This is a genomic window from Sphingomonas sp. 7/4-4 (assembly GCF_027941955.1).
Lineage (GTDB): Bacteria > Pseudomonadota > Alphaproteobacteria > Sphingomonadales > Sphingomonadaceae > Sphingomonas.
Map to the genome: position 1 here is coordinate 2508388 of NZ_CP115960.1, position 19724 is coordinate 2528111.

Consider the following 19724-nt stretch of genomic DNA (forward strand, 5'->3'; position numbering starts at 1 on the left):
GCGGCCTTGCGGAGTGCCGTGGAGGAGCAGCATCAGCGGTTCGTCATGCGCGAGCGTGCCCATCGCGATCATATGCTCGCGCGTCGCGGCGACCACCGTGTCGACGAGCATCTGGCGCGCTTCGATCGACAGGCTGAGATCGTTCATCACCAGATGCAACCGCGCCATCGAATCCGGCTCGCCGACCAGCCCGAGATCGCGGACCATCCGTCGCGACTGGGTGTCCGCCGCATCGAGCCGCGCCCCGGCGTGCGCGATCTCGGGATCGGTCGACCCCGCCGCGCGCAAGCCGGCAAGATGCATGCGCTGCTGGTCGTTGAGCCCGAGCTGCTCGCCCAGCGCACGGATCACGGGGCGATCGGCGTCGGTGAGCGCAGTCTCGGTCGAACCGCGCTCCAGCGCGCGGCGGGGACCGGCGGGATCGAGTGCGTCGCGATCGGCGGTGCGAACCGCAGTGCCGCCGGCGGCGGCACGCGTATCGTCGCCGGTCAGCTTGACCATCGCTCGATGATAGTCGCCGAGCGTGGCGAAATGCTCGGTGACCCGCACTCCGGTCACCGGATCGGGGTAATTGACCCAGAGCGGCCCCTTGGGATGGCCGGGGTGACGCCGAAATCGGTGAAATTGGGCGTGCCGTTGTCGTCGAAATGGATCCGCGACGAACGCGCGCCGAAGCCCATGATCTGGGATTCGACGAGGACCACCTGCATGTCGCCACCGAGTGCGCTGGGCATGCGCCGCGACAGCCGCGTGCCGCTTTCGCCCGGCCGGTTGGGATGGAAATGCTCCTGGAGGATCCACGGCCGCTGCCCGCGGACCAGCCCGCCTTGCCCCACCATCCGGCCCTGCGCGCCGACCCCGGTCATCTCGCCGTCGGGCCGGATAGCGGTGACCGCTCGGGGTCCCCCTGGATCACGACATATTCGTTGGTGTCGGGGTTATGGTAGATCGCCGCCTCGCGCGTCGGGTCGGCGGCGAGCAGGCGGCGGAAATTGTCCTCGGCGCCGGCATAATTGGTGGGATCGGGATGCACGATCACCGTGCCTTCGGTGACGCGGCCGATCAGGTTCGGATCGGCGGTGCTCAAGTCGATCAGGACATGCGTGGCGACGAGCGGATTGTCGTTGGCCGCGACCGCACGGCGCGGTGCCTTGCCATCGTCGTCCATGGTGCGGACGGCGAGTTCCTCCTCGGGCGCGGCGCTGCGACGGCGAGCAGGCGCGCCTTGCTGTTCCTCGGGTGGTGCGCGGCTGGGCGGGTGCATGCCCGCCTCGTCTTCCGGCGGGGCACGGCTGGGGGTGAACCCCCGCTTCCTCCGGCGGCGCGCGCGACGGCGGGCGGCCTCCAGGCATTCCCTCGGGCGGCATGCCGGACTCGCGCCAGCGCTGCAGCCGCGCGCTCGAATCGGCGGCGTGTTCGAACGTGCCTTCGAGGAAGCTCTGGATTCCGCCCTGTGCCGCCGCGCCCCAGATCTCGTCGGCAGCCTGCGCACTGGTCCCTTCGTAGCGGCCCTGACGACGGTCATAATTGATTTCGGACCAGCGCGATGCGGCATTGCCGATCCCGCCGCCCAGCGTGCGGCCAAGCAGCCGGGTGCCGAAATTCTCGCTCCACGCCTGGCCGCGCATTCCCCCGAAGCGCGTGGCGACGTCCCCCACGCGGCCGCGCCGAAGCGCCTCGCTCGTGCCCGACAGCCGCCCGAGCCCGCCTGCCCCCAAGCTCACTGCGCGCGAAGTCAGCCCCGTGGCGAGGCTGCTCATCACCCCGCCGCCGAAGCCGCGCTCGGCACCGCGCCCGATATTGGAGAGCCATTCACCGCGATCCCAGGCGCGGTCGTCGAACGCAGCGGTGCCGGCGCCGCTGAACGCACCCGCCGCGCCGCCGATCACCACTTCCTCGGCCAAGGTCACGGTGCGGAAGCCCGCGGTCGAGATCAGCCTTGAGCCCAGCGCGCCGCGGAGCGCGCCCATCCCGCCGGCGCGCGCGATGTTGAGCCCCGAGGCGAGCCCCGCAGTTGCCGCCTGCACCACCGCCAATCCGAAATCGCGCCCGGCATCCTCATAGCCATAGCGCCCGCCCTTGATCGCCCAACTTGCCGCCATGCCGAGCACGCCGGCACCCAGAGTGGTCAGCACCGGGATCCAGAACGACGCCGCCGCGCCACCGGTCAATGCGGTCGAGAGCACCGCCGCGGCGACGACCAACGCCGTGGTGATGGCGTTGGCGATATTGTCGGTAGCGGTGCGATACGCCTGGGCGTTCGACTGGTTGGTCGCCATCAGCGCGCTGAACCCGACCACGCTGTCGCCCTCGACGGGCGCGAAATTGCCGCGCTCGTCGAAGCGCCCGGCACGTACCATTACGCCCTCGCGATTGCGGAAGCGCAGATTGCCGCGCGCATCGAAGTCGCTGACATGCGCGGCATCGCCTTCGCTGACCCCCATCACGCGCATCAGCCGATTGTGCGATGCCTCGAGCCGGCGATATTCCTCGCGGGCGAGCAGTTGCCCCGCCCAGCCGGCATTGTCGAGCTGGAGCCGCGACGTCATCCGGCTGACTTCGGCACGCTCGCGCGGATTGCGCGGCTGGCCCATCGCGAGGACCTGCATCTCGATCCGGTCGTCGCCCGACAATTCGGTGAAATAGTCGTCCGAATGCTCGAACAACCCGAGCCGCTCGTACAGGCCGGGGGTGTGGGTTCGATCATATTCGGCGACTGCAGCCTGGATCTGGTCGCGGCTCATCCGCCCGAAGGTGCTGCGCAGCAGGCCCTCGTCGGTACCCCAACGGTCAATGGCGTGCTCGAAGGCGAGCGCCGCCACAGTCGGGTCGGTGAGCCCGCGGGTGACTTGCGATTCGATCAGCCGCCCCTCGCGTTCGTCGCTCGCGCCGCGCCGCAGCCGTCCGCCCAGATCGGCGCGGATCTCGGTCAGGGTCCGCCCGGTGTCGCGCCCGCCATTGCGATAGCGGTCCCATACCCGGTACATCTCGGCCTCGCGCGCCTGGGCGCGTTCGAGCCGGCTCGGTTCGGCCGCGGGATCGCGCGGATGCGACATTCGCGAATTGGGATCGTCGGGATTGCCCATATCGTCGTTGAGCTCGGGATCGTCGAGCGCGCGTTCGACTCGCTCGCGATCCGCCCCGCCCGGCCGGCTGTCCTCGACCGCAAGCTGCATTGCGCGGGTATCGGCGGTGCCTGCGCCGGTGCGCGCCAACGTCGTCAGCAAGTCGACCTGCTCGGTACGCAGCGAGGCGGTGTAGAGATAGTCGCCGTCGCTATAGGTGCGCTCGCGGCTCGCCAGTTCGCGCAGCCATGCCTCGCCTCCCGCCGCGCCGTCGGCGCGCACCGCACCGTCATTGCCGAGCCGCGAGACGGTATTCGCCCATGCGGCCCGGCGCCGCGCCTCGCCTGCCTCGGGGCTCTCGAACTCGCCGGTGGCGGTGAGGTTGAAGTCGCGTGCGCCTTCCAGCCGGCTCGTCCCCGCCTGGTGCGCGAAGCGCTCCATCGCGTCGAAGGCATTGTCGCCGCCGCGCGTGGCATTCTCGTCGAGCGCAGTCGTCACCGCTGCCTCGGTCCGCACCGCGCGCGCCGCCGCGACGCGATCGGCGGCGTTGGTCTCGTCGGCGGTGCGCAGCAGCTGGAACATCCGCTGATCGGCGCCTTCCAGGTCGTTCTCGACCGAATCCATGATCTCGCCAGCGCCGGGCAATCCGCGCATCGCCGCCATGTCGGCGGGACTCAGCGACGTCATCGCCGCCTGGACCTGATCGGCGTTGTTGGTCCATTCGGTCGCCGCCTGGATCTCGGCCAGCGCCCCCGCCGCGCGATTGCCGAGCAGGTAATTAAAGACCGCGTCGCCGCTGTATATCCGCGAGTTCACGCCGGTCAGCAGATTGCCGAAGCTCATATACGTGGCGACGTCATCCCACAGATTGCCGGGGCGGACTTCGTTGTAATATTTGATCACGGCCTGGCCGCGGCGATAGGTGAGCCCGCGCACCAGATCGAGAGTCTGCTCTGGATTCTGTCCGAGCAGGGTCATCTGGGTCATCAGCCCGTCGCCGCGGCGGGAGACGTCGCCGACCACGCTCTCGGCGATCGAGCGAGTCAGGTCGAATATCTGCTGCTCGCTCTCCGGCGCGGCGGTGTAGTCGTCGGAAAGGTCGACGAATTCCTTCGGGCTCGATCCGGTCCCGGCGGGCGGCTGCGGGCTGGTCGAGACAGGCGGCGGAGTGCTGGCATTGGCTTCGCCAGTGCTGCCGGGGCCCGGCGTCCCCATATAGGCCGCGACTGCCTGCGCCTGCGCGTCGCGCAGCGCCGACCACAAGGCATTCTCCATCGTATCGAGCTCGGCCTTGGCCGGAATCGGGAAATTGTCGATCGACTGTGCCACCGGATCGGCCATCCGCCGCAGCGACTGGTCGAGCGCGAGGATCTGGGCGAACATCTGTGCGCCCGAGCCGCGCGCCGACTCGCGCAACTGGCCGTTGAGCTGTGCGATGCCCTTGTCCGCGCCCGCCGCGATCTGTGCCCCGCGCGTCGCGAATTGGCGGCGCATCCGCTCCGCCGCGCCGCCCGACTGGCCGAGCCGTGCGTCCACGGCTTCTCGCTGGAGCCGGCGGGTCCGCTCGCCCGATTCGATCACGAAGCGCGCGAAATTGTCAGGCGGCTGGGCGCGCTGCGCCGCGATCTGCTCGTGCAATGCAAGGATCGCCGCACCCTGCCCGCTGGCGAGGCTGGTGAAACCCTTCCACTGGCTGTCGCCGGCACGGGCCATGCTCAGGCGCTGCCCCTCGGCCGCGCGCGCCGTCTGGCTGACGATCTGCTCGCGGCTGCGGCGGTGGCGGTCGACCAGCCCGATCTCGACCGAATTACGGCTGCGGCGCACGCCGTCCGCCGAGTTACGCTCGGTCGAGTCGACTTGCTTGATCGCATTGTCGCGCACTCGCGCGATCTGCGCCGGCGCCTGACCGAGCCGGTCGACATAGCTCTGAAACGGCTGGAACGCCTGCGTCGCGGCACTCTGGAAATTGGTATGCGCGGTGTTGAGGTTGTCGGCGAACACTGCAGTGCCGTCGGTGAACGCAGTCGCGCGATTGCCGGCGCGCACCGGGATCGCGACGTCGATATCCTCATTCTCCGCCGCCTGCATCTGCGGCGCCTGATCCTCGTAATCGGCGGCGGTGTTGGGTGCATGGCCGAGCGAGGGATCGGCCTGCAGCCCGCTGAACGCGGCCGAGGCAGCCGCGCCCGCGACGTCGACTGCAGTGAGATAGTCGCCGAGCGTCACTTCGACGGCCTGTGCCGCTTCGCGCGCGGCGGTCATCCGCGCCTGGATCGCCCCCGCCGCGCCGCCACCGTCCCCATCGCCCGCCGCGCTGCGACGCGAATCATCGCGCGGGCATTGTCCGCCTGCAGCCCCAGCCGGAAGACGGCATCGGACTCGGCCTGGTCGAGATCCGATCGGGCATCTGCCAGTGTGTCGCGCAACTTATCCAGCGAATCGTCGAGCTGGCGCTGCGCATCCGCCTGGAGGTCGGCATAAAGCGAGCGGAGCCGCTCATGCTCGTTGCGGCCCGCTGCGACGACCTCGTCATAGCTGCGCGCCGCCGCCGCCGCGGCTTCCTCGAACGCGATCGGATAGCGCCGCACTGCCGGCGACATATCCTTGGTCCCGCCATCGGGCACCACCGAGAGGCCGTGCGGCATCGCCAGCGGCGACGGTGTGGCGGTGCGATCGAGCGGCTGGCGGCTGATCTGGACCTGGTCGTTGGCCGGTTGGGGTATCGGCAACGGCACGAACGGCGGCTCGGCCCGCGGCTCCTGTGCATGCCCTCCCGCGCGACGACCACCGGCTGCGGCCGCGCGCGCCCCTCCGCCGCCGCGCGCGGCAGCCGCGCGCCCAGGCCCAGTGGGCGCCGCCGCGGCATCGCCCGGCGCCGTTGCGGGTGCCGTCGCGCCGTCCGCCGCAGTGCTGTCGGCAGGCGCAGTCGCAGGATCGCTTGGGGTGCCGGCACCACCGGTAGTGCTAGTGGGCGGTGCCGGCCGGGCGGCCGGCGCGGTCGACCGCGTGCCCGTCGGCGGCATGACGATCGGCGTGGCCGCCACGCTCGACATCAGCGGCGCCGGCGGCGCGACGCTCGCCAGATCGTCGGCCGAACACACCATCGCGCTGTACGAAGTGAACGCGCTCGACGCGGGATCGACATAAGCCGGACTGCTCATCGGTCCGCCGCTCATCGCCGGGCTAGTGCTGCGCGCCGCCGCGGCCCGCGCGTCACGTGCCGCGCGCCGCTCCTCGGGGTCGAGCGCGCAGAAGGCATCGCGTCGAGCCGGTGCGGCACCCGCGGCGCGGGTGGCGGGCGTACCGCCCGCGCGGTGGCCGTGGCTACCATGGCAGCGGCGGCGCCGAGCGCCCGAGCTTGCCATATTCCTCCTCGGCGGCGCGCGCGAGATCGGCCGCTGCAAGCGGACGCCCGGCTCTGCGCGCGCGCGTCGCCGCGCCAAGCACGACGTTGCGAATATGTCCCCCGGCGAGATCGATCGTCACCGAAAGCAAGTCGAGTTCTTCGGCCGTTACGCCGTGCCGGTTGCCAAGATGCGTCTCCCACAATGCACGCCGCGCCGAAGCGCTCGGCAAAGGAATTCGAGAATCGCGTCGAGCCGCCGCACGAACGCCGGATCGAAGCGATCGCGGCTATTGGTGGCGAGCACCGCGACGCCGTCGAAATCCTCGATCCGCTGGAGCAGATAGTTGGTCTGGGCATTGGCGAAGCGATCATGCGAGTCGCCGACATCGGTGCGCGCGCCGAATAGCGAATCGGCCTCGTCGAAGAACAAGACGACATCGGCGTGTTGCGCAGCGTCGAGCACGCTCGACAGGTTCTTCTCGGTCTCGCCGATCCACTTGCTGGTCATCGCGGCAAGGTCGACTCGGTAGAGCGGCAGTCCGACGCGGCGCGCGATCCAATGCACCGCGAGCGTCTTGCCGGTGCCCGATTCACCAGTGAACAGCGCGCGTACGCCTGGCCGGTAGCGCGCGCGCAGCGAGTTGCCCAGGCCTTCGGACAATTGGTCGCGCAGCCGGATACGGTCGATCAGCAATTCGAGCGCTTCACCCAGCTCGGGCGGCACCACCAGGTCTTCGCGCGCGACTCGCGCAGAGGAGCGCCGCGCCAGCGAGTCGAGTTGGCTCGCCCCGGCATCGGCGGCGGCGACGAGGTCGGCCCAGCTCAGAGCGTCGCCACCGAGCAAGGCGATGCGTTCGGCGACCTCGGCAATCCGCCCGGCGCCCTGGCGGTAAGTGACCGCCGCCTGCTCGGCGAGCGTCGCCTCGACGCCACCCGCTTGCCACAAGGCGACGCGCTCGGTGCGATCGGGCAAGGGCAAGGCCCATTCGGTCAAGGGCAAGGGCGCCTCGATCACGCCTTCCATCCCGGCGAGCAGCAGCAACGGCCCATCCCAGGCCCCAAAATCCTCGACCCGACAGCGTTCACCCGGCCCGAGCGAACGCCGTAGCACCGGCAGGCTTGCCGAAGCGGCGAGCCAGCAGACATGCTGCGCGACATGCTGCTGCTCGCCCAGCACCACCGGCGCGAGCGCCAGCGTCTCGCCGATCAGCGCGGCGATCGCCTCGCTCTCGCGCAGGCTCGGCGATCGTAAGACGAGCAACGCCGGCTCGGCGCGCGCCGCGATCCGCGCGGCGCGCGCCTGTGCCTCGGCGACGAGCGCTTCGGGCAGCGCCGTGCGTCCGATCCGCAGCGGGTGGATGCCATCGGGTTCGAGCCGCCCACCGCCCAAGGCGGCGACCAGCGCCAGCGGCATGCCGATGCTACGCTCGGCGAGCGGCGCGGGTTCGTCGCCCAAGGCGAGCAGGCCGATCCGCGCGGCCGGGCCGCTAGCCAGCGTGACGCAATCGAGCCCGAACGCCGCGAAGATCGTGGCAAGGAACCCGGCGAGCGGGCGCGCATTGCCGACCGGGTTCTGCGCCTGCGCGATCAGTCGTGCGGTCCCGGCATCGGTCTCGACTGCGAGCACCAGCGCCGCCGCGAGCAATTCGCCGTCGCTCAGGCCGAAGCGATCGGCCAGGGCGCAAAGCTTCGCGTCATTCTCTGCGGGCGTGCCCCGGATCCCCGCCAGCAGCGAGGTTTCGGAAACCGCCGGGCCCTCCGCGCCCTTCGCGCCGCATACGCTGCGTAGCATGTGCAGCGCGAGCGCGCGCAGGCTGCGCATCTCCGGAGGCAATGGCGCGGTCATGTTTCGCCCCGCTTTGCGTAGCGATATCGAATACTGAGCCCGAGCCAGTCGGTCCAGCCGGGGTCGATGTCGAGCGCGTGACGGCGCAGCCGCAGATCGACAGACTCGGGATCGAAGCGGATCACCAGCCTCTCCTCCGCCTGCCGCAGCCAGCCCTGACGGCGGACGACTTCGTGGAGGCGGATGCGCGCCCAGCGCCAGAGATGGAAGTCGAGTGCAACTCGCCAGGGTCGCGCGAAATCGGGATCGCCGGGAGCGCAATCGACGAACGGAAGCAAAACCGGATCCTCGGGATCGACACCGAAGTGCAGACCGATCGCGCGGATCAGCCGCCGCCCGCCATCGGCTGCGGCGAGGTCGGGATGATCGGTCAGCCATTCGCGAAAGCCGAGCCGGATCAGCACGGGCACCACTAGCCACAAGCCGGCGAACGGGCTTTCGGCTTCGTCGAACAAGCGCGACAGCGAAGGCGGCGCGACAAACGGTTCGCCTTCCGATGCCCGCATCTGCACCGATTCTGCCGTGGGGGCTGTGCGCGTTGGAGCATCCGCCTCGCCTGCAGGTGACACCTGCGACTGCTGCTTCGTTGCCGCCCCTACAGCCTCCGCAGCATTCCGCCCCGGGGTCCGCCGCGCGATCGTCGCCGTAGGACCCCGGCCGTTCTCGAGCAGGAGGCCATAGCTGCGCACCGCCTCCGCGAGCTGCTGTGGCGCAAGCCGCAAGGCCGGGCTCCCACGCAACAGCAGTCGCTCGAGCAGCCGAGGCGCCACTGGCGCGCCCACACCGATTTTCAGGACCAGGCGCTCGATCGCTGCCACGATCCGCTCGGGCAGGGCTTCTCGAATAGCCAGAACCAGCGCAACAACGGTGCGGTGCGCCGGCAGGGGTTCGCCTGCAGCCGCAGCGGCTTCCGCTGGCAAATCCGCATCCGCGACGGCATCGGCCTCCGCAATCGGCAGTCGGACTGGCACCCCCGTCATTTGCTCGGCCGCAGCAAGCAGCAAGTCGATCCCGCCTTCGGCGACGACCGCCTCGACCAGCGCGACGGGCTCGATCGGCCCGCGCCCAGCCACTGCCTCCCCCAGCGCCGCTGCCAGCCATTCACGCGCCGGCTCGCCTTGCCAGTCGGGTACTGCCAGTCGCCAGAACCACGCCACTGGCTGGCGCCCGGCAATCAGATCGCGCAGCAACAGCCGCCACGCCTCGCCACGACTGGCGAACCACACGCAATTGCCATCCCCCGCATTGCTCTCGCCGCCATGCCGTCGTCCTTGCGTCGCGACGTCCCAGGCCTGGCGGAACTGCGCGCTACGCCGGTCGGGCCGCTGTTCGGGCCGCGTCCGCCCCAGCGCCACGCGGCGGATCAGCACCAGCCGCTCGTCGTCGGGCCACGAGGTGCGGATCCCGTCCTCGATCGCGAACCGGGCCAAGGCCGCGTGATCGGGTGGTCCGCGGAGCCTCAGCCGTGCGATCGCGACCCCCATCGCCTCAGCCGGTCACGAGATGGAAACGCAAATCGTTGGTCAGCGAAACCAAGCCGCCCAGGTTCTGCGTCATCACTGCCATCGCATGCCCGTCGACGATATCGTCGATCACAGCGCGCGAGACGATGCGGTCGTTGCGGTCCCGGATCACCGCGATCATGCCTTTGCGGATACGCGTGATGTCGAGCGCCAGCTGGAAGCGCGTCCCGAGCACCGCCGGCGCAGGCGCGACCAGCCGGGCCGGGATGATCGCGTCGACGGGGGCGTGCGCACTCATCAGCAATGCGATTCGCACCAGCTCGTTGATCGCGTTGACCGCTTCCTGCAGCGAGCGGTCGATCCGCGCGAACAACCAGTCGACAAAACCCTGCAGCGTCCGCCGGTCGGCCAGGGGCACTTCGGGCCATCCGGGCAGCCCGGCAAGCGAAGAGAGCGGCGCGGGCCGGTCGAATTCGGACAGAATCTCGGCCCAGCCCAGCCGGATCACCGGCGCGACTTCGGCAAAAGCCGCGTGCAGGCAGGCGGCGACCTGTCCGATCGCTTCCATCTCGCTCGTCGCCATGCGCGTCAGCGTCGGCTGGCGATGCCGCCCGTCGATCAAATCGCCGAGGCTCGCCGTCTGCTGGATCTGAACATGTGTCTGCGCAAGCGAGAGAGCAGTGATCCGGCTATAGTCGATCTGCGTGATCAGCGTTCGGCGATCCTGCACCACGCGCTGCTGCGCGATGAATGCCTGTTGCACACCGAACATGATCCGCGTGGTCGGGACGAAGGTCCGCGCGAAGATCGGCAGCATCGCGCGATAACGCATCGCCTCGATGGCAGCGCGCGCCGCTTCCAGCCGGTCGATCCGCGCCACTTCGGTGGCGATCGGCGGGAACCATTTGACCGGCGCGTCGCGCAGCAGCTCGACATAATCGTCGAGCTCCTCGGGCACGTCGGGATGTTCGCGACGGCAGGCGATGACCGGATCGGGGGCCAGCCCCGACGCCATCTCCAGCACCGGCGCGGAGTCGCGGTAATCGGCTTCGCGCACCCGGCGCCACGCGATCACCGAGACATGCGTCTCGAGCACTGCGCTCCGCCGCGCGTTGACCGTGGCGACGCGCGCCAGTTCCTCGGCATAAAGCTGCTGCGCAACCGCGACGTCGTGGCGCGCTTCCTCGACTTCGACGTCGATGCTGCGTAGCCATGCGGCAGCCTGGTTGGCTTGCGCCAGAACGACGCCGCGAAGCGCCTCGATGCTGTCGCGCAGATCCTCGAACAGCGCGATCCGCCCTTCGACCATCCGCATGATTCCGATACTGTTGTCGATCGCCTTGACCGCCGCGGTAAAGTAGGACGATTCGTCCTTTTTCTCCGGCAGCGTGTCCATATCGACGACCTGCGAGATGCCGTTGCCGTTCCTGGGCGGATTCAGCACATCGTCCAGCGTGACGAAGACCGGATTATCGTCTTTGCTCGCCGCCGTCCGAAAGCCCGGCATCGGCAGGTCGCCGAGCGCGATGCCGCGCGGGCGCGAATTGGCGGCAGTCGCGATGAGCGAGGCCAGTGTCCCGATCACCGCCGCCTTGCTCGCGATCGCATAATCGAGCGCCATCGCCGAAGCCGACGGCTTGATCCGCTCGGCGACGCTGAGCGTGCGCTCGACCAGCCCCGCCACCGGCCGCGAGGCGCGGATGTCGGCGGGTTCGTAGCGATTGCTGATCAGCGCGATATTGGCAAGGCCGATGCTCGTCGGCGGGGCGATGGTCGTGGGCGCGCGGAACATCGGAGTATTGATCGGTAGCATCGAAAGCGGTGTCGAAAACGCCGTCGCCGAGGGAGAAGCCAAGGCCGACGAGGCGAGCAGGCCGGCCGCGGCACCGGTCAAGGTCCGCTCGCGCGTCTCGGCTGTCGCCTTGGCCGCTGCCGGCGTCGGCAGGGGCGATGCGATGTTGAGCGTCATGAACTGCGGCGCAAACGACGCCGCAAACAATTGGCTGTTCGCTACGGCGGGTTTCGCAGCGGCAAGCGATTCGGTCTCCGAGCCGGGCCCCGAGGGCGTCGGCGTGGCCGGCGCGAACGCCTTGATGCGATCGAGAAAATTGGCGATGCCCACACTCGTCGCGCGCGCTTTCGTCGCGAGCCGAGAGATCGGCCAAGGTCGGAGACGTCACCAGCCGCGAGGCGGAATCCGCACCCAGCATATATTGGCGGACGCGGTAGATGTCCGAACGGGCCCGGATAAAGCCGAGATCGATCGCATCATTGGTCGCGTCGAGCCGCGCGCGGATTTGGCCGAGAAACGCGTCGAGCCCCAATTCCTCGAGCTGGGCGAAATCCTGTTTCAGGAAGTCTTGCTTCCACTGATCCCGGAACGGATCGAGCGCCGCGACTTCGCGGACGCCATTGGCTTCGATCGTCCCGAAATCCCCGACAACGATATCCTCGCGTCCAGGCACTGCCTTCCATGGCCAGCCCGCGCTCGGATTGGTCTGGCCGGCCGTTCCAGAAAACAATGCTGCGCCAGCGGGCGCGTCGTCGGCGATGAAGGTCGCGAGATTGCCGCTGGCGTCGGTCGTGCCGAACGGTCCCCATTCGACCTGCCCACCGCGCTGACCGAACTCGACGCCATTGACGGCGAAGCTCTCGAGCCCGCCGCCGCTCGCGTCCCAGGCTTGCGACGCCGGGATCTCGAGCCGCGTCCAGCGGCCGACCGGCGGCAGCGCACCGCCTTTGAACAACTCGCCCAAAAACCCCTCGGCTGCGCCCCAGAACACACCTTTGCTGAAATTGGCCAGAAAGCCCGGGCTCGTCGCCTCGCCGAGCCGAAGCGACAAGCCGGTGAGATTGGCTGCCGAGTGTATCCGCACCCACACCCACACGATGTCGCTCTTGGCGACCGGCAGCGACGCCGCCCCGCCCGACATGGTGTGCAGGCGAACGGTGGCGCCGGTCTCGTCGAAGCGCCGCGTGCGCGTGCATTCGACCGGCGGCTGATCGCCTGGGTCGGGGCTGTCCTCGCCTATCGGCAAGTCGGCTGCGGGCCAACGCACCGGCTGGCCCGAAATCGCCTCGTTGAGCCGGTCGAGCCTGCGGCGGCCGATCTCGCGCGTCGCCAGCCAGCGCGCGCGATCGGTGGCGAACGCCGCCATGGTGGTGGCGAAGCGCGGGTCGGCGACTTCGATCTCGAGCAGACGCGGTTCATAGACCGTGTCGGGCACCGGCACGAGCAATTCGACTCGATCGGGCGCGCTGCGATTATAGCTGGCGAGCGCCGCTGCCTCGCGGATCGCCAGATCGAGATTGCTCTGCGGCACCGGAATCGCTGAAAGCGCGAAGCTGCCCGGGAAGAAGGTCTGGCGCCGGAGCACGGGATCGAACAAATCGCGCGGGAGCAGCCCGACCGGGGGCAGTCGCACGAACGTGTCGCGCAGCAGCACTTCGTCGAACGACGGCTGCTCGACCAATTGGCCGACGAACTGGTCGATCCGCGCCTGCCACAGCCGCGGATCGCCGGTCATCGGCACCAGAGGCGTGCGATTGCCCGGCGTGCCGCCAGTGCGCACCACGCTGAACCGGTCGACGAATGCCAGCGACCAGTCCGGATTGAAGCCGATCGTGGCGAGCGGCACGCCCCATGCGTCCCAAGGATGCATGTCGTCCTCGCCGAACAATTTCTCATTGTCGAACGTGGCATAGGCCAGGCGATTGCGCTGCGCCTTGTCGTAGCCGGGCAGCGCATAATCGGGGCTGCCGTCGGTCGCAGTGACTTCGCCCGGCCACAAGAACAAGGCGAGCTGCGCGCCATCGATGCGCTGCAAGTCGACATAGGCATCGTCGCGCGCATCGGGCGGGCAGGCATCCATCGGCCGGCCGAGGATCGTCGCGGTCACCGGCCGTGCGACGAGCACCGCGACATGCGGCAATAGCGCACTGCGCGCACTCGCGGCGAGCCCGCCCAGGTTGCGGCCGATGCGACGCGGTAGCACCGGCCGCAGCCGATCGCCCCCACCGGCGGCGAGACGGTCAGTATATCGGGATCCTCATCGTCCTCGATCGCATCGGCATGGTCGACGCGCAGGATCACCGGCAGATCGGCGAGCTTGACGCGGCGGGCGCTGCCGATGCTGATGTCCTCCCCGAAACCGCGAGCGCGATCCCGGGCGAGACGATTAATTGCGCGACTTCGGGCACCGCCCCGATCGCCCCCGGCTCGGCGGTGACCTCGAGCCCCGAGACGCTGCCGGGTGCGAGCGACAGGCCGTAAAGGCGCTGCATGCCCGAGCGCATGTCCTGCTCGGCAGTGAGCGCCTTGTCCGAGACCGCGCGCCCGGCAAAGGGATGCATGCGCCGGCGCCAGACATTGGGCAGATCGGGACGGAGCGGCGGATCGCAGCCGATGACATGTTCGTCGGCGAACGATCGATCGATGCGCTGGGTGACTTCCATGTGCCGTCCTCCGCTCAGCTCGTCGTCACGCCGGACGTGAGCGCGCGGTCGATCGCGCTCACGTCCTTGGCATCTACCGCCCGGCCGATCGCCGTCGCGAGATCGGGTAACAAGTTCGCCGCCAGCGTCCGGAACGCGCTGTCGAGAAGCAGCGCGCGCTGGCTCTCGCCGAGCCACAATGCCTGCGCCGGGTTCGGCCAGGTTTCGCTGATCTGGGTCTGGAGCCGTGCGAGCCCCTCGCCCAATCGCGGATCGCTATAGTCCTGCGCAACGTCCATCACTTCGCCGTCGCCCAGCACGATGTCGTTGCCGCCGGCGACTAGCGCGGTGAGATTGCCCGTCGCCGCGGCCAGCGCCAGCCGGTTTAGCCCGCTGCGCGCGATTGCCAGATCCGCGCTCGCCGGCTGCGCGATGCCGGCGATGGCGGGGTTGATCGTCGCGGCACGCACCGCCAGCACGTCGGCCGCAGGGACCAATGAGGGCGTGACTTCATTAACGTCGGCGGATTTCTCTGTTCTGGTCAGGCTGGGTGCCGGCGCCGCACCCATTGCCTTGGTCAGCGTCGGCGCGCCGGTGAGTACGCTCGCATTGAGTAAGGTCGGCCGCAGCAGCACGGGCGGTTGGACGATGATCGGCGGGGTCTCGCCGGGGGCGGGCTTGGGAGACGGGTCGCCGGTCGGAGTCGGGGCAGGCGTCGATGTCGGCGCCGGATCGGTCTTGGGCAGATCCGCCTTGGTCGGGATCGCCTTGATCACAGCCTCGAGGTCCGCGATCACCGAGGCAGTGAGGATGTCGGAACCCGACACCGCCCGCCCGCCGAGCAGCGCCATCACGCGGGCAGTGCCCAGCGCAGTCGCCCGCGCATTGATCGAAGCGAAGCGCTTCTCGAGCCTGAGCCGCTTGAGTGTCTGCGACACCAGACCCGCGACGATCACGTCGTCGCCGCTGATCGAAACGCCGTTGAGCGCAGCGCCGTCATAAGCGATCGCGCGGCGCCGCGTGTACCACAGCAAGGGGGACGGCCGTTGACGGTCGGCAACGCGGCGATCGCTTCCTGCCATGCGGCGTGCCACGCCTGCATGGTCAGCGCCTCCGCCTGCGCCCGCGCCTCGGCATCGGCATCGCGCACTGCGGCCTCGGCGCGCTTGACTCGCTTGGCAATCAGGCTCGAAAGCATGTCGAACGCCGGCTTGGAAGCCGCAGCCGCCGGATCGGCCAGCGCCGGAGTCCGCGTCTTGGGCAGCGCATTGTCGAAGCGCTGGAACCGCGCCCGAGTCACCGGCACCATCACCAATACGCCAGTTGCGTCGATCTCCTCGGCGGTCGCCTCCAGATCGATCGGCGGCAGCGACAGCGATTCCTCGACCAATGCACCGATCTCGTCGACCGGCACGAAGGCGATGTCGACATCCACCGTCGGCGGGAAATAGAATTGGCGGAAGCCGAAATTGTCAGGCTGGATCGCCGCGGCGGGCAATTGCCCCGCGGGTGGCAGCGCCGCGAAGGCTTGCGCCGCCGGGAAAACCGGCGGCATCGAGCGCGCGCGCAGCTCATCGAGCACGTCGCCCAGATGCGTGCGATGCTGGAGCACATGCGCCTCGGCGATCGCGCGCGGGCGGCCGCCCAGCGCGACCTGTACCCCCGAATCCGCGCCGGTCTCGCGCCGCACCATCGCCATGTCGATCCAGCGGATCGTGCCGCGATCGAGCCCGATCAGCGCGAGCGGCAGCGCGTCCTGCGAGACGCCCGCGGGCTTGCCGAGGAAGATCTGCTTGGCCACCGCGCGGCGCGCGGCGCTTAGCGTCGCGGCACCGCTATGATCGGGATAAGGGATCAAAGTGATCGCCGTCGCCTCGATGATGTCGCCATCCTCGACCGAGCGCTGTCCGGTGATGCTGCGCGGATAGGCGGCGATCGGATTGGCAGTGAACTCGACGGCGCGCAGTGCGAGCACGAACATCCCGCTGCGCCGTCCGAGCGGCACGCGCGGCTCGGCGGAAAGCCCCAGTGCGGCATCGAGCTGGCGCGTCACCGGCATGTCGAGGATCGGCACGTCCTGGCGCTTGCCGAGCATGACGACGTCGCCCGATGGAGTGAGCCCGACCCCCGCCTGGATGCGTACCGATTGGCCGCGCACGCTGGAGGCGACCGCGACCTGCAACCCGCTGATCACCCCGGCGCCGCTGGCGCGCGCCATGTCGGCCTGGCGTTGGCGAACATAATCCTGGTCGCGGGTGAGATCGGCGCCGGTCAGGAAGCGGCCGTCGAAATAGCGCGGCCGCCGCCGCAGCCCGTCGAGGATCAGCGGCCCGCCGGAGAGATCGTCTTCCAGCGAATCGCGCGACACGGTGCCGCTGCCGGCGAGGCGCGCGGCTTCGGCACTGTCCGCCACTTCGATGATCGCGCGGCCGCTTGCCTTGGCGAGTTCGGTCATGATCAGTTCCTCTCAAGGTTCGACGAGCGCCCCGGCGGCGGGGCGCGGCCGCTCCATTTGCCGGGCAGGAAGATGAAGGGGCGGACACGGTTGTCGACCGAAGGCCGCGCGGCATCGATCGCCGGGCGGACGCTCGACGGCGCGTCGGCCGCGAGCTGCACCGGGATCGCCACACGGGCGAGCAAAACCGCCGAGAGATCGGTACCGGCGACCTGCTCGGCGAGCGGGTCGAGCTCCTCGTCGCCGGCGCCGGTCAGCCCGGTATCCCAGGAGCCGAGCACTGCGTTGAGCTTGTCATCGCGGCTCGCGGCGGCATCGGGCCAGTGATTGGTCGGGCTGGGGATCGGATCGGTTTCGGCGCGCAGCACCAGCACGAGCTGAGGCTCCTCGGCGAGCCGGGCCGGGACCAAGGCGTCGAGCGCATCGAACGGACCCGAGGCGACGCTCGGCGTCATTCCGCGTGCGCAGTCCTTGGCCGAAAGAAATACGTCCGCGACGACGGCGACAGGGAAACCGATATTGGGCGCGCGGTGCACCGCGGTGCGCAGCTTGCCCGTCTCCTGCGCCGCGAACCAGTGGGCGAGACGGATGCAATAAGGTTCGCCCAATTCGATCAGCCGACCATAGCGGTCGAGCGCGACCCCAGGCTCGATACGCAGTTCCAGATCATTATCGCCGGCTTCGGGCGCACGCACGCGCAGCCCGGCGATCGTGCCGAAACCGGCGATATGGCGCAGCGCCATTGCCAGCCGACCGCGATGATAGGTCTGCTCGTCCTGAAAATCCTCCGCCTGGAGCAGCACCCCGGTCGCGTAGTTGACGCGTTCGGGTCTCAGCGGAGCTGCCAGGGGATCGGTGGCGAGGAGCGTGCTCATCGGGCGAATCCTATTTCGGTCTGATGTTGCGGAGGTTGGGGTTGCGCAGCACCGCCGGGTTGAGCGTCTCGGTGGCGCGCAGGCCGACGGGGTCGGGCGCTCGAGTCGGCGGCGTGGTGGTATCAGGTGCCGGCTTGGAGACGCTCACCACCAGATCGACCGGTGCACTGGCATTGCCGCTGTCGTCGATCACGACGAGCTGGAACACATGCCGCCCGGGATCGAACGCATTCTCCACCACAACCGAGGGTTGCGACGTGAAGAAGGTCTTGCCGGGCGCGAGCGTGACCATCGCGGTTACGCCGGATCCATCGTGAAGCGATATTCCGTGATCTTGCCGGTGGCGTCCATGGAACGCGCGGCCGACAGGATGAAGCTGGCGCCCGGCGCCACGATCGGCGTGGCGATGATGTTCCCGCTCTTGTCGACCAGGTCGAGCACCGCGGTCGGCCGGTCGGTATCCTGCACGATGATGTCGATCGACACCTTGTCGGACTCGTTGCCGCTATCGTCGACCACGGTGAGGATGAAAGTGTGCTTGCCTACTGCGAGCGGGCTCGCCGCGGTCACGTCGATGCTGACCACCGGAGCCTTCTGAACCACCGGTACATTGGGTTTGAACGTCGCCATTGTCGTTGCTCCTCAATCGTCCCACATCCAGATGTGGCGGGTAATGTTGCTGCCGGGCGCGCCCTTCGATCCGATTGCGCTCAGCACGAAGCCCTGCCCGGCACTGACCACGCTCGGTCCGCTGATCCGCGCAGTCGGACGGATCGACACCGGCCCATCGGCGCGTTGGTCGAGCCCGCCCGAACCCGCGACGAAATCGCCCTCGCCGACAATCGAGCGGCCCAGCCGCACCACTTCGAAGGGCTCGGGCTCGTCGAGCCACGAATCGATACCAACCAGGGACGCCGCGCCGACGATCAGTGGGCGGCGTGCCTGATGCATGCTCGCCTCGACATGCGCCGGAACCGCTGCTTCGATCACATCCTTCAACCGCGCCATTTCGTTCCGGTCCTTCACGCCGCGGACCAGGACGAGCACGCGGTGCGCGAGCCGTGCGTAGAATTGTTGCACTGCCTGGGTATCGCCGCTCCGCGCGCGATCGATCTCGGGCCGGAACAAAGAGAGCAGTTCCTGCCGCGCGACATCGCCGAGGATCAGTGTGTCGCCGACAAAGCTGTTGCCCGATTGAGTCAGGCCGAGCGTCAACGGATCCTCTTCCTCGTTAAGGTCGGAACCGAGGATGGTCGCAAAGGTGCGGCGCAGGCGAAAGCCCTCGACCACCACGATGCTGCCGCGCGTCACCGCGCCCCCGCGAGCATTGTGCACGAACCGCCCTGCGCCATGCCGAGCGCCAGCGCGCGCGTCGCCATGTCGCCGACGGTGGCGACAGCGAGTGCGCCCGGCGCAGGGGCACGATCACCTGGTTCGATCCGCGCGCCCTGATAGAGGCGTCCGCCCGTGCCCAACTCCAACGCGGCGAGCAGCCCGCCCAACGTGCCGTTGAGCGCCGCGGTATAGGGCGCCGCGAGCAAGGCCTGGCGCGAGCGCTCGGCGCTGTCGGCGGGATCGATCGCAACGCCGATCCACTCGCCGATCCACGGCAACGCACTCGCGGGCGCTGCGGCGGGATCGGTCAGCAGCCACGATCCGGCGATGCGCCCTTCGGCTTCGGTGAGCACGCCTTCGTAAAGATGCAGCATCCGCTCGAGAAAGTCGTTGGGGGTTGCCGGTCCCGCTGCCACTGCATCTGGACCACTGAGCGGCTCGCGATAAAAGGCCGGCAGATACTGGTCCCGCCATGACAAGCGGTTGGCATAGACGCGCAGCGCGGCGAGCTCGGGCGTCGCCTGACTGTCGCCTTCGAGTGTGACGTGCAGCCACAGATAGCGGCCGGTGACGCGGCGCACCTTGCGGCCGGTCTGTTGCAGCAGCACGGTCCACAGTCCGGCGCGATTGGGCCAGGGAGCGCAGCCCAGCGCGCTTTCGGCGAAGGGCACTTCGCTCGACTGCGACACCCAGCTCGCATTGGGAATGCCATCGACGCGCGCACGGGCGATGCGATGCGGCGCCCAGCTCGGCGCCTGCGCCTCGCCCGGAAGCTTGGGCGGCGTGCGGCCTTCGGTCGCCAGTGCGTTGATCGTGATCACGCCGCCATCGGGCACCGCCGCATCGGCATAGAATCGATGCCACACGCATCCCGGCCGTCCGGCATCGATGGGCCCGATCATCAC

At 69.1% G+C, this 19724-nt stretch carries 17 protein-coding genes; 1 reads left to right on the top strand and 16 read right to left on the bottom strand.

What is annotated here, in order from left to right:
* Positions 1 to 55: 55 nt before the first annotated feature.
* Positions 56 to 511 carry a hypothetical protein gene (locus PIB19_RS12635; protein ID WP_271237649.1) on the top strand — a complete coding sequence of 152 codons (456 nt, stop codon included), beginning with the start codon at positions 56 to 58 and terminating at the stop codon, positions 509 to 511.
* 43 nt (positions 512 to 554) lie between these two features.
* Here PIB19_RS12635 and PIB19_RS12640 read toward each other — a convergent pair whose 3' ends face one another.
* The 16 genes from PIB19_RS12640 to PIB19_RS23080 form a co-directional block, all read right to left on the bottom strand.
* Positions 555 to 866, bottom strand: coding sequence for a hypothetical protein (locus PIB19_RS12640; protein ID WP_271237650.1), 312 nt, complete (start codon positions 864 to 866; stop codon positions 555 to 557).
* Between the two features lie 72 nt (positions 867 to 938).
* On the bottom strand, positions 939 to 5327 hold the full coding sequence (locus PIB19_RS12645; protein ID WP_271237651.1) for a hypothetical protein: 4389 nt from the start codon (positions 5325 to 5327) through the stop codon (positions 939 to 941).
* Positions 5324 to 6430: a hypothetical protein gene (locus PIB19_RS12650; RefSeq protein ID WP_271237652.1), complete on the bottom strand. Its 1107-nt coding sequence runs from the start codon at positions 6428 to 6430 to the stop codon at positions 5324 to 5326. Before PIB19_RS12650 ends, PIB19_RS12645 begins: the two co-directional genes overlap by 4 nt.
* Complete coding sequence (locus PIB19_RS12655) at positions 6390 to 6551, bottom strand: hypothetical protein (RefSeq protein WP_271237653.1); 162 nt, start codon at positions 6549 to 6551, stop codon at positions 6390 to 6392. Before PIB19_RS12655 ends, PIB19_RS12650 begins: the two co-directional genes overlap by 41 nt.
* A 26-nt stretch (positions 6552 to 6577) precedes the next feature.
* Entirely contained in the window at positions 6578 to 8257 is a 1680-nt protein-coding gene (locus PIB19_RS12660; RefSeq protein WP_271237654.1) for an ATP-binding protein, read from the bottom strand.
* The gene (locus tag PIB19_RS12665) at positions 8254 to 9447 is read right to left on the bottom strand and encodes a hypothetical protein (RefSeq protein WP_271237655.1); all 1194 of its coding nucleotides are present in this window, start codon (positions 9445 to 9447) and stop codon (positions 8254 to 8256) included. The genes PIB19_RS12660 and PIB19_RS12665 overlap by 4 nt, the downstream gene beginning before the upstream one ends.
* A 1742-nt stretch (positions 9448 to 11189) precedes the next feature.
* Positions 11190 to 13637, bottom strand: coding sequence for a hypothetical protein (locus PIB19_RS12670; RefSeq protein WP_271237656.1), 2448 nt, complete (start codon positions 13635 to 13637; stop codon positions 11190 to 11192).
* Complete coding sequence (locus tag PIB19_RS12675; RefSeq protein WP_271237657.1) at positions 13616 to 13813, bottom strand: hypothetical protein; 198 nt, start codon at positions 13811 to 13813, stop codon at positions 13616 to 13618. Before PIB19_RS12675 ends, PIB19_RS12670 begins: the two co-directional genes overlap by 22 nt.
* The gene (locus PIB19_RS12680) at positions 13810 to 14175 is read right to left on the bottom strand and encodes a hypothetical protein (RefSeq protein WP_271237658.1); all 366 of its coding nucleotides are present in this window, start codon (positions 14173 to 14175) and stop codon (positions 13810 to 13812) included. Before PIB19_RS12680 ends, PIB19_RS12675 begins: the two co-directional genes overlap by 4 nt.
* A gap of 14 nt (positions 14176 to 14189) precedes the next feature.
* Entirely contained in the window at positions 14190 to 15188 is a 999-nt protein-coding gene (locus tag PIB19_RS12685) for a hypothetical protein (RefSeq protein WP_271237659.1), read from the bottom strand.
* Entirely contained in the window at positions 15107 to 16609 is a 1503-nt protein-coding gene (locus tag PIB19_RS12690) for a hypothetical protein (RefSeq protein WP_271237660.1), read from the bottom strand. Before PIB19_RS12690 ends, PIB19_RS12685 begins: the two co-directional genes overlap by 82 nt.
* Before the next feature lie 2 nt (positions 16610 to 16611).
* On the bottom strand, positions 16612 to 17484 hold the full coding sequence (locus tag PIB19_RS12695) for a hypothetical protein (protein WP_271237661.1): 873 nt from the start codon (positions 17482 to 17484) through the stop codon (positions 16612 to 16614).
* Between the two features lie 10 nt (positions 17485 to 17494).
* Positions 17495 to 17776 (bottom strand): hypothetical protein, encoded by a 282-nt coding sequence (locus PIB19_RS12700; protein ID WP_271237662.1) that lies wholly within the window; start codon positions 17774 to 17776, stop codon positions 17495 to 17497.
* A gap of 5 nt (positions 17777 to 17781) precedes the next feature.
* Positions 17782 to 18114, bottom strand: coding sequence for a hypothetical protein (locus tag PIB19_RS12705; protein WP_271237663.1), 333 nt, complete (start codon positions 18112 to 18114; stop codon positions 17782 to 17784).
* 12 nt (positions 18115 to 18126) lie between these two features.
* Positions 18127 to 18795, bottom strand: a complete 669-nt coding sequence (locus PIB19_RS12710) for a hypothetical protein (RefSeq protein ID WP_271237664.1) — start codon at positions 18793 to 18795, stop codon at positions 18127 to 18129.
* On the bottom strand, positions 18792 to 19721 hold the full coding sequence (locus PIB19_RS23080) for a phage tail protein (RefSeq protein WP_336297330.1): 930 nt from the start codon (positions 19719 to 19721) through the stop codon (positions 18792 to 18794). The genes PIB19_RS12710 and PIB19_RS23080 overlap by 4 nt, the downstream gene beginning before the upstream one ends.
* Positions 19722 to 19724: the final 3 nt, after the last annotated feature.